This window comes from Mucilaginibacter gracilis (assembly GCF_003633615.1).
GTDB classification, from domain to species: domain Bacteria; phylum Bacteroidota; class Bacteroidia; order Sphingobacteriales; family Sphingobacteriaceae; genus Mucilaginibacter; species Mucilaginibacter gracilis.
This window is the reverse complement of the sequence record NZ_RBKU01000001.1, coordinates 1,620,349-1,636,448: the sequence shown is the minus strand read 5'-3', so window position 1 is coordinate 1,636,448 and position 16,100 is coordinate 1,620,349. Positions and strand designations below refer to the sequence as shown.

General features: G+C 42.7%; 13 protein-coding genes. 7 read left to right on the top strand and 6 right to left on the bottom strand.

Translation table 11 applies throughout. The features are described from left to right. The first annotated feature begins 9 nt into the window (after nt 1-9). From BDD43_RS07005 to BDD43_RS06995, 3 genes are all read left to right on the top strand, one after another. Nucleotides 10-1,236 (top strand): alanine dehydrogenase, encoded by a 1,227-nt coding sequence (locus BDD43_RS07005; RefSeq protein ID WP_121197005.1) that lies wholly within the window; start codon nt 10-12, stop codon nt 1,234-1,236. Between the two features lie 41 nt (nt 1,237-1,277). After that, the gene (locus tag BDD43_RS07000) at nt 1,278-1,934 is read left to right on the top strand and encodes a M15 family metallopeptidase (protein WP_162846996.1); all 657 of its coding nucleotides are present in this window, start codon (nt 1,278-1,280) and stop codon (nt 1,932-1,934) included. Nucleotides 1,935-2,042: 108 nt separating this feature from the next. Beyond that, nucleotides 2,043-2,993 carry a YihY/virulence factor BrkB family protein gene (locus BDD43_RS06995; RefSeq protein ID WP_121197003.1) on the top strand — a complete coding sequence of 317 codons (951 nt, stop codon included), beginning with the start codon at nt 2,043-2,045 and terminating at the stop codon, nt 2,991-2,993. A gap of 19 nt (nt 2,994-3,012) precedes the next feature. Here BDD43_RS06995 and BDD43_RS06990 read toward each other — a convergent pair whose 3' ends face one another. Then, complete coding sequence (locus BDD43_RS06990; RefSeq protein WP_121201907.1) at nt 3,013-4,341, bottom strand: D-alanyl-D-alanine carboxypeptidase; 1,329 nt, start codon at nt 4,339-4,341, stop codon at nt 3,013-3,015. Between the two features lie 92 nt (nt 4,342-4,433). Here BDD43_RS06990 and BDD43_RS06985 point away from each other — a divergent pair, with 92 nt between their 5' ends. Next, nucleotides 4,434-5,684, top strand: coding sequence for an aspartyl protease family protein (locus BDD43_RS06985; RefSeq protein WP_162846995.1), 1,251 nt, complete (start codon nt 4,434-4,436; stop codon nt 5,682-5,684). 15 nt (nt 5,685-5,699) lie between these two features. On the opposite strand, the gene BDD43_RS06980 is transcribed toward BDD43_RS06985, so the two are convergent. Then, on the bottom strand, nt 5,700-5,972 hold the full coding sequence (locus tag BDD43_RS06980) for a hypothetical protein (RefSeq protein WP_121197001.1): 273 nt from the start codon (nt 5,970-5,972) through the stop codon (nt 5,700-5,702). Between the two features lie 294 nt (nt 5,973-6,266). Here BDD43_RS06980 and BDD43_RS06975 point away from each other — a divergent pair, with 294 nt between their 5' ends. Continuing rightward, a complete protein-coding gene (locus BDD43_RS06975; protein ID WP_121197000.1) occupies nt 6,267-9,266 on the top strand; it encodes a TonB-dependent receptor in 3,000 nt (999 codons plus the stop codon). Nucleotides 9,267-9,428: 162 nt separating this feature from the next. Here the strand turns inward: BDD43_RS06975 and hisS are convergent, their stop codons facing one another. Continuing rightward, nucleotides 9,429-10,979: a histidine--tRNA ligase gene (hisS, locus tag BDD43_RS06970; protein WP_121196999.1), complete on the bottom strand. Its 1,551-nt coding sequence runs from the start codon at nt 10,977-10,979 to the stop codon at nt 9,429-9,431. 199 nt (nt 10,980-11,178) lie between these two features. Between hisS and BDD43_RS06965 the strand changes: the two genes are divergently transcribed. Continuing rightward, the gene (locus BDD43_RS06965) at nt 11,179-11,700 is read left to right on the top strand and encodes a GNAT family N-acetyltransferase (RefSeq protein WP_121196998.1); all 522 of its coding nucleotides are present in this window, start codon (nt 11,179-11,181) and stop codon (nt 11,698-11,700) included. Here the strand turns inward: BDD43_RS06965 and BDD43_RS06960 are convergent. The 3 genes from BDD43_RS06960 to fumC form a co-directional block, all read right to left on the bottom strand. Continuing rightward, nucleotides 11,697-12,143 carry a low molecular weight protein-tyrosine-phosphatase gene (locus tag BDD43_RS06960; RefSeq protein ID WP_121196997.1) on the bottom strand — a complete coding sequence of 149 codons (447 nt, stop codon included), beginning with the start codon at nt 12,141-12,143 and terminating at the stop codon, nt 11,697-11,699. The genes BDD43_RS06965 and BDD43_RS06960 overlap by 4 nt on opposite strands. Nucleotides 12,144-12,212: 69 nt before the next feature. Continuing rightward, nucleotides 12,213-12,752, bottom strand: a complete 540-nt coding sequence (locus BDD43_RS06955; protein ID WP_121196996.1) for a fumarate hydratase — start codon at nt 12,750-12,752, stop codon at nt 12,213-12,215. Nucleotides 12,753-12,799: 47 nt separating this feature from the next. Next, nucleotides 12,800-14,197, bottom strand: a complete 1,398-nt coding sequence (gene fumC / locus BDD43_RS06950) for a class II fumarate hydratase (protein WP_121201906.1) — start codon at nt 14,195-14,197, stop codon at nt 12,800-12,802. Nucleotides 14,198-14,298: 101 nt separating this feature from the next. Between fumC and BDD43_RS06945 the strand changes: the two genes are divergently transcribed. After that, nucleotides 14,299-16,041 carry a M14 family zinc carboxypeptidase gene (locus BDD43_RS06945; RefSeq protein WP_121196995.1) on the top strand — a complete coding sequence of 581 codons (1,743 nt, stop codon included), beginning with the start codon at nt 14,299-14,301 and terminating at the stop codon, nt 16,039-16,041. The last annotated feature ends 59 nt before the right edge of the window (nt 16,042-16,100 follow it).

Below are 16,100 nucleotides of genomic sequence, written 5' to 3'. Positions count from 1 at the left end.
TAGAGAAATATGAGTTCAGGGATTTTAACTGGTTTTTCCGACATCGCAAAGCAGGCCATGATGCAGCCGCAGGAGTCGATGCTCGAAGTAAAGAATAAAAAAAACAAACTTTATATTGGCATTCCCCGCGAAGTATCGTTTCAGGAAAACCGTATTGCGCTAACACCACTTTCGGTAGCCTTGCTTGTTAATAACGGGCACGAGGTTATCTTAGAAAGCAATGCCGGTAAAGCCGCCAATTTTTTAGATAAAGATTATAGCGAACAGGGCGCACAGATAGTTTACGACACCAAATCTGTTTACGAAGCCGATATCATCATCAAAATAGCACCGCCTACTCCCGATGAGATTGGGATGATGAAACCTCACCAAACGCTGATTTCGACCCTGCAGATTTCTACCTTAAAGCCCGAATACATACAGGCCCTTCAGCAAAAAAAAATAACAGCCCTTTGTTTTGAAGATTTGTTAGACGAAGGCGGCACCCTAACCGTAGTAAGAGCCATGAGCGAAATTGTGGGCGCAACCTCAATTTTAATTGCAGCCGAATATTTAAGTAATGTTTTTGAAGGTAAGGGGCTTATGCTTGGCGGTATAACCGGCGTACCCCCTACCGAAATTGTTATTTTAGGTGCAGGCACCGTAGGCGAATACGCAGCCCGCACTGCCATATCATTAGGTGCCCAGGTTAAGGTTTTTGATCCGTCTATTTACAAACTGCGCCGTTTACAAACCAATATAGGCAGCAGGGTATTTACATCGGTAGTGCAACCCATTGTGCTCGAAAAGGCAATAACTACCTGCGATGTAGCCATTGGCGCCATGCGCGCCCAAACCGGCCGCAGCCCTTGCATTGTAACCGAGGCTACCGTTAGCCGGATGAAACCCAACTCGGTTATAATTGATGTAAGTATTGATCAGGGAGGGTGTTTTGAAACCTCCGAAGTTACCAACCACACCAATCCGGTTTTCCGCAAATACGATGTGATACATTATTGCGTACCCAACATAGCATCGCGCGTGGCGCGCACGGCTACCTACGCCTTAACTAATATATTCGCCCCAATTTTATTGGACATTGGCGAGCAGGGCGGCCTTAAAAATGTAATTTGGCAAAACACAGGCGTGCGCAACGCGGTGTACATTTACCAGGGGCACCTCACCAACAAGCATATTGGCGATAGGTTTAATATGCCCTGTAAAGATCTGGACCTGCTTATTGTTTCCAACCGCTAACTATTTATATGATAAAAAATGCGGCACAGTATTGCTTAGTTATGCTATTATTTACCGGCATTTACACCAATGCCGGGGCGCAAAACTATCGCGATTCGTTGCATATTGCCGATAAAGCAATGTACCTGCAACAAATAAAGCTCAACCCTAACAAGGCCTTGGTCGAAATTATAAAATACATTCCCGGCATACATCTCGATATACGCTACGCTACAAGCAATAATTTTATGCACCAGCGCATGTATAACCAGGCGCGTGCTTTTACACGGCTACCCGTTGTTAAGGCCCTCAAAGCTGTTGAAAACGATTTAAAGGCAAAAGGCCTGGGCCTTAAAATTTATGATGCCTATCGCCCTTATGCAGTAACCGAAAAGTTTTATATAAAGGCCAGCGATAAAAACTTTGTTGCCGACCCTAAAAAGGGATCGAGGCATAACCGCGGATGTGCCGTTGATTTAAGCCTGATAGATATTAAAACAGGCATTGAACTGCCTATGCCAACACCTTTTGATAGCTTTAGCGCAACTGCTGCTTCAGATTATAACGAGCTACCGGCGCAGGTTATTCAAAACCGCGAATTGCTAAAAACAACTATGCAAAGCCACGGTTTTAAAGTACTTGATAACGAATGGTGGCACTTTGATTTTATAGGTTGGCAAAATTTTGAGCTACTTGATGTTCCGTTCCAACAGCTATAACGTTCAACTCTATATTTAAGGCATCAAAATTGCTAAAGTGTTAGCGCAGCCTGTTTTGGGCATGTTATAAAAAACAAAATAGGTAAAAATTGAACAAGTGAGTTATTTATGAATTTTTCTTTAAAAAAAGCACTACTATCTGGATGGCGTGTAACATTGGCAACGTTTAATGGTTTTTTAGACGACCGTGGTTTAAAACTGAGTGCCTCACTCGCTTATTATACCGTTTTTTCGCTGGCCCCTTTAATGATGCTGCTTGTTTTTGTATTGAGCTTATACTTTGGCCATGATGCCTTTGAAGGTAAAATATATCCCGAATTGAAAGGCTTTGTTGGCCCCGATGCAGCCACCCAAATACAATCTATCGTAAAAAGTGTACAATTAGGTAAATCGGCAGTGGCTATAATTATTGGAGTGGTAACCTTAATAATTGGCGCAACCGGTATTTTTATGGAAATTCAGGATTCGCTTAATATCATTTGGAGGGTAAAGGCAAAGCCCAAACGCGGCTGGGTTAAAATGATAACCAACCGTTTACTTTCGTTCTCGCTGGTTATTGCTTTAGGGTTTTTACTCTTAGTATCATTAATTGTAAACGGGTTGCTGGCCGCCCTTAGTGATAAGTTGAGCCATTACCTAAGCCATTTCGAAATTGTATTTTACGTTATCAATACCGCAGTAACCTTTATTGTTATTGCCGCGCTGTTCGGCATTATATTTAAGTACCTGCCCGATGTTAAAATACGCTGGCGCGATGTACGCACCGGGGCCGTATTTACTGCCTTGTTGTTTATGCTGGGCAAATATTTAATTGGCCTGTACATTGGCACCATGAAAATTAGCTCCACCTATGGTGCCGCGGGTTCTATCATCATCATTTTTGTATGGATATACTATACATCGGCACTGTTATACTTAGGCGCCGAGTTTACCCAGGTTTATGCCGAATTTACCGGCTGTAAAATTGAACCTGCAGACTACGCTGTGGCTATTGAACAAAAGGAGATTGAAAGAGACGTATCAACGCTTCCGCTTCAAAATCCGGGGTTAAAGCGGTGATAAACGCAGGGCAATTTTGTTAATAGTTTTCATGAATATAGGTTATTATCCTTACCATCTCATCTCGTATTTCGCGTGTGGGGCGCGTAAAGTTATTGTTCATAAAGGCAAAAGCCAGCCTTTTGCCTTTACGGGTAACCAGGTAGCCGCTTTGGTTGTGGTTATTAGCTAACGAGCCTGTTTTTGCCCAAACAAAGGCTTTGCCATTGTCGGTTTTATACGCGTTTTTTATTGTGCCCACCACGCCGCCGGCAGGCATTAGGCTATGCAGCAGGTTTTCGTCTTTTACCTCCGCCGCTATTTTTTGCAGCAGGGCTATCATATCTCGCGGTGTAAACAAATCTTTACGGGATAGGCCCGAACCATCCACCCATTGGGGCTTATCGGGCAAATCATTCAGATAATGATTGATGGAATAATTAATGACCGAATCGGGACTCAAGGTTTTAAACCGGGTTGACGAGCATACCAGCAATAGCTGCTCGGCAATAAAGTTATCGCTCGGTTGCAGCATCCTTCTGTAAACCGTATCGGCCTGGGCGTTGTAAATCGTTCGGGCTGCTGTTGGCATAGGCAGGTTAACCTCGGTTATCTCTCGCTTCAGGGTATCCTTTAACAAAGCCAGTTGCAAAGCTGTTGATACCTTCCAGGGTATCTCTGCCCGATACCTTTTGGGGATGCGCATTGCCGGGTATACAAAATCGTTATTCAAAATATTGCGTTGCACACGGAACACGTTTAATTTTAAAGTACTATCGCACTTTAGCAGGGGTTGTAAGTATGTTGGCTTTATCTTGAGGGTGCCGTCGGCATCGGCATAAACTACAGCAACGTTATCTTCAACAGGCAACTCATTTATTTCTGCTTGATAATAATCATTGTAATCGCCGTATGGCCATCCGTTACCATAAAAATCGCCGGTATAACTACCAGAAGAAAAATAGAGTTTAGCCGGGCTATTCTTCAATAAATTAAAAGCATTAACACCCTTTAGGTCGGTGTGTAAAAAAGACGGATCTCCGGTTGCCCAAAATATCAACGAATCATTCCGGTTAACATATTTTAAGGCTGGTATGGAGTCGCTAAGCATTTTAAGGCAGGTATAAAAAGTATAAAGCTTGGTATTTGATGCGGGAGTGAAATATTTATCAGCATTTAACTGGTATACCATTTTTTGGGCATCCATATCATACAAAGCAAAGCCCGTAAAATGGTCGTTCACTATAGCCGAATGTTTAAATATTTGCCTCAGCTTGCCTTTACGCAAGCCGGGGCTGCAACTGTATTGCGTTGCAATTAAAACAATTGCGCCAAGCAGCCCCATTAATCTGTATCTCGTTTTTACCATATACATTTTATTATTTACAATATAAACCCCATAAATTTTAAACACATAAGCTAATAATTATGTGTAAATTTATACTACCAATTTTAAACATCTTGAATAGCTGCTTATTAGCTAAAGTAAAAAAAACGGGGTTTTTATTCTGTTTGTTATGCCTTTTTATTTTGCAGGCCCGGGGGCAGGCTTATTTTAAGGTTGATAGCGATATTAAAAGCGCGTCGTTCCCTTTTCAATTAATACGTAATATGGTTGTTGTTCATGTTAAAATAAACAATAAGGGGCCATATAATTTTGTATTAGATTCGGGAGTGGGCCTCATGATTATTACCGACCCAACTTTAATTGATTCGCTAAATATCAAAAACAAACGTTCGATACTGGTAACCGGCATGGGCGAAGGTAAAGATTTTGAAGCCTATGTTGCCCCTTCCCTCAAAGTTACCCTACCCGGTATAACGGGTAACAATCTATCGGCAGCCGTATTAAAGGAAGACAACTTTGGCCTATCAAACTATGCCGGAATGCCTATTCATGGCCTTTTAGGGTACGAGTTTTTTAGTGCCTTTACCGTGCGGGTGAACTTTAGCGATAGTACCATTACTGCCGGGCCGCCAAAATATATGCGTGTATTTAGGCGGGGCACTAAATTACCCATCACCATTGAAGAGCACAGGCCGTATATTAGTATTAAGGTAAAATTACGCAGCGATAATGCTGCGAAGAATAATAAACTACTTGTTGACCTGGGTGCTGGGCATGCCCTATCGCTCGAGAATTTAATTGAGCAAAACCAGGGTTTGCCCGATAGGTTTATTGCCTCAAATTTGGGCATTAGCCTTACCGGGCCAGTGCGTGGGTTTTTGAGCCGGATAAACGAGGTTGAACTGGGTAAATACAAAATACCAAACGTAATAACTTCGTTCCCCGAATACGATACCGTTAAAAACAACCTTATAACAGTAACCAGAGACGGTAACCTAGGGATTAATTTGCTGAAAAAATTTAACCTTATTTTTGATTACCAAAATGGATGGCTCTATTTAAAGCCCAACGTTTTTTATAACGACCCCATTGAACAAGACATGACGGGGATAGAATACTATGCCGATGGTGCCGATTTTAAGCACATCATTATCAGCGAGGTTGAAAATGGCTCGGGCGCAGCAGATATTGGCCTGCAAAAAGGGGATGAAATAACACGAATTAATTTTAAGCCCGTTTCAAAACTATCTTTAGACGAAATTGACACTCTCTTTAAATCTAAAGACAACAAATCTATCTTACTGGATGTTACCCGCGATAAACAACACGAAAGAGTTATACTTGTGCTAAAACGGCGCATTTAAAATAACTGTGTGTTATTAACGCAGTTCGCTCAGGTTTTCGTAAAAAGCGCTCTGCAAGTCAAGCAACGATCGTACTTTCACCTTCTCCCCATAGGTATCAAAGCAAACAAACTCCGATTTATCCGACGAATCGGCCTTGCGCTGTTCAATAAAATTAAAGGTTTTAAAAAAGTAATGGTCAACCGTTAAGTTGTCTTTTTTAATGGTATTAGTGGAGTTTAGCCTAAATCCCACTTTCCTGGTCCAGTCGTGTATTCTGGAGCGAAGGGTGCTGCGCAAATTAGCCATAGGTTAACGTTTTTATAATATAACGAAACCGTTAAGTTTATGTTTCAATAAATTTACAATTCAATTAAGCACAAATGTTGATAAAATGCACCAAAAAATATTTTTTAGGTTTATTTTATTAGCCAATTAGGGTAAAAAACAGCATTTTCGCCCCTCTTTCTATAAATATGTAACAATCATATGATTTATAACCAATTATCATAAAGAAAGTGAACTTTTGTAGCAATAAAATGTCTGTACTGCATAAGTAAATATTTAAACAAAAAAACAGCGCACAGCATCCTATAAAAAATTATGAAAAAGCAACTTTTACTCTTTATTTTTTTGTTAGCATTTGCCTTTGAGGGCTATTCGCAAACCGGGCGACAGGTACATGGCATCGTGGCCGATTCATCGGGCGTAACCATACCGGGTGTGGTAGTAAAGCTCAAAGCCGGTGTTGATAGTGCCGTTGTTACCACCAATATAGATGGCGTATTTACGTTTAATGCCGTAACGGCCAAACAATTTTCGCTAACTTTTTTATCAATCGGTTTCCAGGGACTAAAACGCAATTTCACGTTTGATAACGGTACCGTACCTGCCAATATTGGCATGATTAAAATGAAAACGGAAAGCAAAATGCTAACCACCGTACAAATTACCGATGTAAATGCCATTAAGATAAAAGAAGATACTACCGAATATAAAGCCAGCGCCTACCCTGTAAGGGCTAATGCAAGCACTGAGGAGTTAGTTAAAAAATTGCCGGGTGTTGATGTAGATGCCAACGGTAACGTAACCGCCGAAGGTAAACAGGTTACCAAAGTGCGTATAAACGGAAAGGATTTTTTTGGCGGTGACGTGCAAACAGCTACCAAAAATTTGCCTGCCGACGTGATTGAAAGTATCCAAATGATTGATGACTACGGCGACCAAGCCAACTTAACAGGCATTAAATCGGGCGAGGCCACCAAAGTAATGAACATTGTTATCCGGAAGGATAAAAATTACGGCTACTCCGTTTCGGGTACGGCTGGTGATGGCCGCGATGCCATTCCCGCACCTCAAAGTGCATCAAATCGTTATACTTTTTCTACAAACTCTTTCGAATTCCGTGGCGACCAACAAATTGCCTTACTTGGTAGCATCAACAATAACAACACCAATACTTTCAACTTTGGTGGTGGTGGCGGAGGAGGTGGCGGCTTTGGTGGCGGTGGCGGAGGAGGCCGTGGTAACGGCGGCCGTGGTGGTGGTGGCGGTGCAGCATCAGCCAGTACTACAGCTTCAACATCCAACGGTATTACAGATGCCAAGTCTATCGGTTTAAACTATCGCGACCAATGGGGTAAAACACTCTCGGTGTATGGAAGCTATAGTTTTTCTGATAATTCTGTCAATACTATCAGCTCAACCTTGCAAAAAAACAACACCATCCAGACTGTAAAAAATCCTGATGGAACCACTACGCTTCTTCCTATTACCATCAATAACAATCAAAACAGTAAAGAAACCGACGGCGTATTAAACCATCGTATCACCTGGAATATGGAGTGGAAACCGGATACCGTTAATTATCTTAAAATTACACCCACTTATTCTTATGGTAGCACCACAACTAATGCATACGATTTAAATGCATTTTCGAGAAATGATGCAACTTACCAAAATTACTACACCAATACATTAGGTAACAGCAATACAAACAGCATTGGCGGTACCGTATTATACAATCACCGGTTTAATGGCCATGGCCGCAACTTTAGCATTACAGCAAATGGCAGCAGTTCTCCAAATTTTTCTTATCAAAATCCGGTGAGTGTTTATTTAACCGGCAACCCCAATGCACCACAAAATCAGTTTGTAACTGTAGATAGCCATACAAATAGTTTCGGTACTCAATTATCATACATTGAGCCTTTAAGTAAGGTTTCGTTTTTAGAAGGTTCGTACACTTACAGCTATGCGCATACTACTAACGATAAAGAGGTTGATACCCTAACGTATAAAAGTTTAAACATACCTGTAGTACCTAATGTTACTAACTTTTACGATGCCTTAAGCAACAACTATAATTACTCGTTCATCACTAACCGCTTTGCGGTAAACTACCGTTTAATAGAGCCGAAGTACAATTTTACACTTGGTTTAGGTGTGCAGCCTTCGCAGTTGAAAGGTGTGTCGCCAGCATCTGGTAGTATTGCAGGCTCAACAACAACAGTAACGGTTACTAATTTTAGCCCAACCTTGCGTTATGTTTATAACTTTTCGCGCACACAAGCCTTCACTTTAAACTATAACGGATCAAGCAGTCAACCTACTTATTCGCAATTAAACCCAAGGCTTGATATATCAAACGCTTCTTATCCTATCCAGGGTAACCCAAATTTGAGGCCATCGTTCACAAACAATGTATCGTTACGCTACAACCAGTTTAGCTTTGCCTCGGGCGACTTATTGTTTACCAATCTTCAGTTTAGCCAGGTAGATAATTATATCGCTCAAAACAGCACCACTTATCCAAGGGTATACGCACCCGATAAGAGATTAAACAACGCCATATTAATAACCTATGCAAATACCAGCGGATACTATACTGGTAACGGTTTTATTACTTATGCTAAACCCTGGAATAAACGTAAATACACATTAATATTGAACGGTGGTATATCATATGTAAACAACATCTCGTACATCAGTAACGTTGATTCGGTTACTTATGCCACTACAACCAATCAAAATACTGCTAAATCACTCACCTTTACACCGGGTGTACGTTTCAGGCTTGATATTACCGATGTGATAGATGCACAGGCTTCTGCAAGCTACGGTATCACCAAAACAAACAACACACTGGCAAGTGCGCCTTACAGCGATTACCGCACAACCGTATTAGGCGTAAACGGTAAAAACTATTTTTGGAAAGACTGGACTTTAAGCTACGACTATAGCAAAACGATATACGATGGTTACAGTGGTAATGTTACTAACCCTAACATATTAACTACTTATGTTGAGCGCCGCTTCCTGAAAAACAATGCTGCAACTATACGCGGTACTGTGTACGATGTATTTAACGAAAATACCGGTTATACCAATACCACATCGGGCTCACAAACCACTACAACAAATGTTAACCGTTTAGGCCGTTACTTCTTACTAACATTTACTCTTCGCCTTCAAAAATTTGCGGGTAAGGCTCCAAGTTCACCTGATATGCCGGGCGGTGGCCGTATGCGCAGGGATGGTGGCCAGGGTGGCCCTCCTCCGGGAGGTGGCGGCTTTGGTGGCCCGGGCGGCGGACCGCAATAAAGCGCAGCTTATATAAAAACGTTAAGCCTTTTCAACTGTGACTAAAAACATGTTGAAAAGGCTTTTTTTATTTCCCGTAGTATAAGCAATTGGCATACGGCGAGCATGCGAGGGCAATTTTTAATACAGCTCCTTGTGATAATCTTTAGCTATCCTGCCAGCTTATTCGGTAAGCATGGCAACTATCATTTCGGTTGATAGTTTTTCCTGCACACCGGTTTGCATGTTTTTTAAGGTGAGCAGACCGCTTTCCATTTCGTCGCTTCCAATTACAACCACGTAGGGTATCAGTTTAGCATTGGCATAGTCGAGCTGTTTTTTTATTTTGGCTCCTGCCGGGTAAAGCTCCGCCCTCACATCGCGGCTGCGCAATTCTTGCAAAAAGGGCAGGGCGTAGGTTTCGCCATGCTTATCAAAACAGCATATTAACAACTGCGTGGTTTGCCCGGCTGCATCGGGGAAAAGTTTTAACTCTTCAAGCACATCATATATGCGGTCGGCACCAAAAGAAATACCTGCCCCTGTTAAGCCTTTTAAGCCAAACATTCCGGTTAAATCGTCATACCGGCCACCGCCGCCTATGCTGCCCATAGCGGCTTCGTTGGTTTTCACCTCAAATATTGCTCCGGTATAATAGTTTAATCCCCTTGCAAGGGTTATATCCAGTTCAATTGTGGCTTTAATCAAGTTAAAGCTATCCAGGTAGTTAAAAATAGTTTCAATCTCGTCGCAACCTTTTAGCCCAATTTCCGATTGCTTTAAGGCTTCGCGCAGGCTGGCCAGTTTTTCCTGGTTATTGCCTTCCAGTAAAATAACTGGCTTTAGTTTGTCAATATCGGCATCGGTAAAACCTTTTTGGTTTAACTCTTTAATTACACCATCCAAACCAATTTTATCCAGCTTATCAATAGCAACGGTTAGGTCAATAATCTGGTCGGGCTTATCAATAACCTCGGCAATGCCCGATAATATTTTGCGGTTGTTTATCTTAATTGTAAAATCCTTTAAACCGAGGGTGCTTAAAGCTTCATCGTATATCAAAACAAATTCGGCCTCGTTGAGTAATGAATCCGAACCTACCACATCGGCATCGCACTGATAAAACTCGCGGTAACGGCCTTTTTGGGGACGGTCGGCACGCCAAACCGGTTGCACCTGGAAACGCTTGAAAGGCATCGTTATCTCGTTTTGGTGCATTACCACATAGCGGGCGAAGGGAACGGTGAGATCGTAGCGGAGGGCTTTTTCAGACGTAGTATTTATTAATTTTGAATTAACTTTCCTATAAAGAGAAAAAGCAGGTTGAGCATCGTTAGCTTTTTTAAATAATTCAGGAAAAGATTTAGCTTTAACATTCTTCCACGTTGCTTTCCTTTCTTCCTCTAACTCTTCATTGTCGAAATTTAAAGGATATTCTAAATCCAGTTTTATATCTCGCTTTTCAAGATATTTTAACAACTCCTCAAAGCTTATTAAAAGAGGCTGGTCTATCAAATCCCCACTATTCAATATCTTAAATATCAACTTATCCCCTTCATCTCCATACTTACCCATCAAGGTAGACAGGTTTTCCATAGCCGGGGTTTCTATTTGCTGATAGCCGTATTTACGGAACACGCTTTTAATGGTATCAAAAATATAGTTGCGCTTCACCATTTCGGTGGGCGAAAAGTCGCGGGTGCCTCTCGGGGTTGATGGTTTATTAACTGCCATGCGGCAAAGGTAAAAATTTGACCGGATTTGAAGGGCACATGGGTAAATATGGGTATGTTATTAAGTTAAGGCACTAGCTCGCAGAGGCGCGAAGGTTTTGTTCTATTTTCTTTGCTTAATGCTTGGCTTTGCGTGATATAAGAATATTTTGCTACCCGCATTTTTTCCAGTTGTGCAATTTTTATACATTTGAAATGATATGATAATTGCACAATCTACCCGCCTAACCATTCGCCACTTTGCTCCTGAGGAAGAGGGGGTGTTTATCGAAATATTATCGGACAAGCGCCTTACCGACTATTTGCCCAAACGCACACCTGATGATAACCGCATTATTTTTAGCGACACGCTAAAGGATTATCAAAACGGAAACAGGTTTACCCGATGGGCTATATTTAACAATGCCGACGATGAGTTTATTGGCTTCGCGATGTTAAAGGCCACCGAAGGCGAACCCGAAAAAGCCGAAATGGGTTATGTGATACACCACAAATTTAAAGGCCAGGGTATTGCCACCGAAGTTGCCGAGGCTTTATTAAACTACGGTTTTAACGAACAACACCTCAGCCAAATTTTTGCCGTTACCGATCAGGCCAACATAGCCTCGCAGCGCGTACTGCTAAAAGCCGGATTTAAGCAGGGCGATAATATACTGCGCAATGATGCCTGGCTATCGTATTTTAGCATCAAAGGCGAAGATTGGCTTAGCACGAAAAGCTAAACCAATTTGGCTTGCAGTTCTTTCATCAAAACCATACAACCCTGTTCAACCATTTTAAATACGGGTGCAAATTGCTCATCGTTATGGTATGGGTCGGGTACGTCTTTATCGCCCAACAAAAGCCTTACCTTTTTACGGTCGTCATTGTTGCGGGCTAAAGCTAATACATCGCGTTTGTTGTTTTTGTCCATTACAATAATGTGGTCAAACTCATCAAAATCGGTCACGCTAAACTGCCTGCAAATTTGCTTGCTAATGTCAACACCATGTAGCTTTGCTTCACGTACAGACCGCCGGTCGGGGCCCTGCCCGATATGCCAGTCACCCGTACCTGCCGAATCAACCTGCCAACCCAGGCCTTGTTGTTCAACCAAATTATCCATAATGCCATGCGCCAACGGCGATCGGCATATATTGCCCAGGCAAACCATTAATATTTTCATTTAGGCTCCTCTAAATTTAAAAGTCGTTTTCTAAAGCCCTCCCTACCGGGGAGGGTTGGGTGGGGCTCCTTACAAAGGCTTCTCCACGCAGGGCACTCTTTTAACCAACCTAAGCTTAACCGGAATGGTGCTGCTGAAAGATAACAACGCCAATGCCGAATCGCTTTTTGAGCTTATCTTAAAATCCTCTACATAGGCCCCAAACCTAAAACAACCGCCTTCTTTTTTCAAGCTAAAATCCGGGTTGCAAAAAAAGCCTTTCAGGTGTAAAGTATCGCTTTGCTGCTCATAAGTACCCTTGGCATATTCCATCCAATGGCCGCTGTTCATGCAGGTATCGGCACCATAATTTACTTTGCTATTTGATGCTATACTCACGTAAAACGAATCGCAGGTGAACCTAAAATTGTGTAATTCGTAACTAACCAACAGCTTCTGCCGCTCTACCGAATCCTGCTTCCATTCGCCCTGTAAAAAATCGCTGCCCTTGCGCTGGTAATTGGGGTTGAAAGAGCAGGAATTAAGAAGCAGGAGGCAAGAGACAAGAAGCCAGAAGCTAAAAGCTATTGAGGTGGAAGTTAAATGGCGAAAGCTGAATGATCTGTGCATATAAAACAAAAAAGCCCTCTCCAAAGGAGAGGGTTTGGGTGAGGCAATTATTTTAAACCGCCAATCATTTCTTCGGGTTTAACCCACTCGTCAAACTGCTCGTTGGTTAGCAAGCCCAGGCCAACTGCACTTTGGCGTAACGAAAGATTTTCTTTCAGCGCCTTTTTGGCAATTTTGGCGGCGTTTTCGTAACCTATATGTGGGTTTAATGCTGTAACCAGCATCAACGAATTTTCAAGGTGTTTTTTGATGCCATCGTAGTTGGGCGTAATGCCTTTAGCACAATGATCGTTAAAGGAAACGCACGCATCGCCAATTAGCCTGGCCGACTGTAAAAAGTTGGCGGCCATTAACGGCTTAAATACATTCAGTTCGTAATGGCCGTTTGAGCCGCCTATCGAGATGGCTACATCGTTACCCATAACCTGCGCCGCAACCATAGTAACGGCTTCGTTTTGAGTAGGATTAACCTTGCCCGGCATAATTGACGAGCCTGGCTCGTTATCCGGAATATGGATCTCTCCAATACCCGACCGTGGGCCCGAAGCCAGCATCCTGATGTCGTTAGCAATTTTCATTAACGATACTGCTATTTGTTTCAGCGCGCCGTGTGTTTCAACTATAGCATCGTGAGCGGCCAGGGCTTCAAACTTGTTTTCCGCCGTGCGGAAGGGCAGGTTTGTAAATTTGGCAATATATTCGGCAACCTTAACATCATATCCCTTTGGGGTATTAATGCCGGTGCCAACTGCTGTACCGCCCAAAGCTAATTCGCTTAGGTGATCCAGCGTGTTTCGTAAAGCTTTTAAGCCGTGCGTTAATTGCGATACATAGCCCGAAAACTCCTGGCCCAAAGTTAACGGTGTAGCATCCATTAAATGGGTACGGCCAATTTTAACTACGCTTTTAAACTCTTCAACTTTGGCCTGCAATGTATCGCGCAGTTTTTCAACACCCGGAATGGTTACATCAATAACCATTTTGTAAGCCGCAATGTGCATAGCGGTTGGGTAAGTATCGTTTGATGATTGCGATTTGTTTACATCATCATTAGGGTGGATAAAGGTTTTACCTTCGCCCAGTTTATTGCCTGCCAAAACGTGTGCACGGTTGGCAATAACCTCGTTCAAATTCATGTTAGATTGCGTGCCCGAACCGGTTTGCCATATCACTAACGGAAATTCACCAGCCAGTCCGCCAGCTAAAATTTCGTCGCAAACGGCAGCTATCTGGTCGCGTTTTTCGGCAGGTAATACGCCGCAATCGGTGTTGGTATAAGCAGCAGCTTTTTTTAAATAAGCAAAAGCGGCAATAATTTCCTTCGGCATCGAAGCTTCCGGACCAATTTTAAAATTGTTGCGTGAGCGCTCGGTTTGTGCGCCCCAGTATTTATCGGCAGGTACCTGTACCTCGCCCATGGTGTCGTGTTCGGTTCTGAAACTCATGGTGTTAAATTTGGGCCAAATATAGGGGGATTTTAGGTAAAATACTTCAAAACGGAACATTTGAAGTATTTTTTATATTTGCATAAACTGACTTCACCTCCATGAAAAAGCTCTACGCTCTTTTAATCCTTTGTATCGCCATATCAATCGCCCAAGCGCAGCAAACGCCATTTGAGGTTCACGCCGATAAAAACTATACCGCCACTTATGCCGAGATTATCAACTACTATCAAAAACTGGTAAAGGGTAAAAACGAGGTTAAACTATTCAATTACGGTACTACTGATGTGGGCAAGCCATTAATGCTGATTGTGCTTTCGCACGATAAGGTTTTTGATCCGGCACAGGCCCGTAAACTCAACAAAACAGTTATCCTGGTTAACAACGGCATTCACCCCGGCGAACCGGAGGGTATTGATGCCAGTATGATGCTGGTGCGCGATTTGCTTAAAAACCATAATATGCCCAAAAACCTGGTGATATGCATTGTTGCCGTTTATAACATTGATGGCTGCCTTAACCGGGGCGTATCTCGCGTAAGCCAAAACGGACCGGTGGCTTACGGCTTCCGCGGCAATTACCGAAACCTGGATTTGAACCGCGATTTTATTAAAGCCGATAGCCGCAATGCCCTGGCTTTTATGCAAATATTAAACACCTGGCAGCCACAGGTATTTTTGGATAACCACACCAGCGACGGTGCCGATTACCAATACGTAATGACGCTTATTGAAACGCAAAAAGACAAGCAAAACCCCATACTGGCTAAATATACAACCAACACCTTAACGCCCGAGTTATACAGGCGCATGAAAATAAGCGGCTACGAAATGACGCCCTATGTTGAAGAAATTAAAGGCACTCCCGATTCGGGCATTGTAGCTTTTATAGAAACACCGCGCTTTTCAACCGGCTTTGCCGTGCAGCATAACATCATTAGTTACATTACCGAAACGCACATGCTTAAAGCCTACGCACCCCGCGTTTATAGCACTTATGCTTTTATGCAAAACCTGTTTAACATTTGCAATCGGGATGCTGCGCTTATCCGCAGCTTAAAACAGCAAGCTGATGAGCAGGTTAAGCAACAAAAAACCTTCGCCCTCAACTGGCGATTAGACCAAACAACTTATGATACCATTACCTTTAAAGGTTTTGAAGCCGGCCACAAACCCAGCGATATTAGCGGCCTGCCCCGTTTATATTACGACCGCACTAAGCCCTTCACCAAAACCATTAAATATTTTAACAATTACAAAGTTACCGCCACGGCAGATAAGCCGGTGGCCTACATCATTCCGCAAGCCTGGGGTAAAATAATCGATCTGTTCCATCTCAATAACGTTGCCATGAAACGGCTTGTGCACGACACCACGCTTAACCTGCAAATGTATTACCTCGGCGATATGCGTACCCCTACACGCCCTTACGAGGGCCATTACCTGCACAGCAATGTACAGCTTAAACCAACAAACATGCCGGTAAAATTTTTCTCCGGCGATTACGTAGTTTATACCAACCAAGCCATTAACCGCTATATTGTTGAAACTTTGGAACCACAAGGCGTTGATTCCTTCTTCGCCTGGAATTTTTTCGATTCGGTTTTAGGTGGCAAGGAACATTATTCCGACTATGTTTTTGAAGATTTTGCAGCCAACATGCTCAAGCAAGACCCCGCATTAAAACAAAAACTGGAAGATGCCAAAGCCAAAGACCCGGCTCTTGCCAAAAGTGCCGGTCAGCAATTGGAGTTTATATACAACAATTCGCAATACGCCGAGAAAACTTATATGAGATACCCGGTAGGACGGTTGATGACTGAGGAGAAGTTGGACTTGAAGTAGGGCGTGCCAGTCAAGCTTTGACAACTTCACAAAGTTGTCAAAGCTAAACCAGCGTTCCA

Bases quoted from the DNA above. Each gene is read 5' to 3' on its own strand.
- BDD43_RS07000 (WP_162846996.1), top strand. From the start codon at position 1,278: ATGCTATTATTTACCGGCATTTACACCAATGCCGGGGCGCAAAACTAT.
- BDD43_RS06955 (WP_121196996.1), bottom strand. From the start codon at position 12,752: ATGCACAGATCATTCAGCTTTCGCCATTTAACTTCCACCTCAATAGCT.
- BDD43_RS06945 (WP_121196995.1), top strand. From the start codon at position 14,299: ATGAAAAAGCTCTACGCTCTTTTAATCCTTTGTATCGCCATATCAATC.
- hisS (WP_121196999.1), bottom strand. From the start codon at position 10,979: ATGGCAGTTAATAAACCATCAACCCCGAGAGGCACCCGCGACTTTTCG.
- BDD43_RS06975 (WP_121197000.1), top strand. From the start codon at position 6,267: ATGAAAAAGCAACTTTTACTCTTTATTTTTTTGTTAGCATTTGCCTTT.
- BDD43_RS06980 (WP_121197001.1), bottom strand. From the start codon at position 5,972: ATGGCTAATTTGCGCAGCACCCTTCGCTCCAGAATACACGACTGGACC.
- BDD43_RS06995 (WP_121197003.1), top strand. From the start codon at position 2,043: ATGAATTTTTCTTTAAAAAAAGCACTACTATCTGGATGGCGTGTAACA.
- BDD43_RS06965 (WP_121196998.1), top strand. From the start codon at position 11,179: ATGATAATTGCACAATCTACCCGCCTAACCATTCGCCACTTTGCTCCT.
- BDD43_RS06990 (WP_121201907.1), bottom strand. From the start codon at position 4,341: ATGGTAAAAACGAGATACAGATTAATGGGGCTGCTTGGCGCAATTGTT.
- fumC (WP_121201906.1), bottom strand. From the start codon at position 14,197: ATGAGTTTCAGAACCGAACACGACACCATGGGCGAGGTACAGGTACCT.
- BDD43_RS07005 (WP_121197005.1), top strand. From the start codon at position 10: ATGAGTTCAGGGATTTTAACTGGTTTTTCCGACATCGCAAAGCAGGCC.
- BDD43_RS06960 (WP_121196997.1), bottom strand. From the start codon at position 12,143: ATGAAAATATTAATGGTTTGCCTGGGCAATATATGCCGATCGCCGTTG.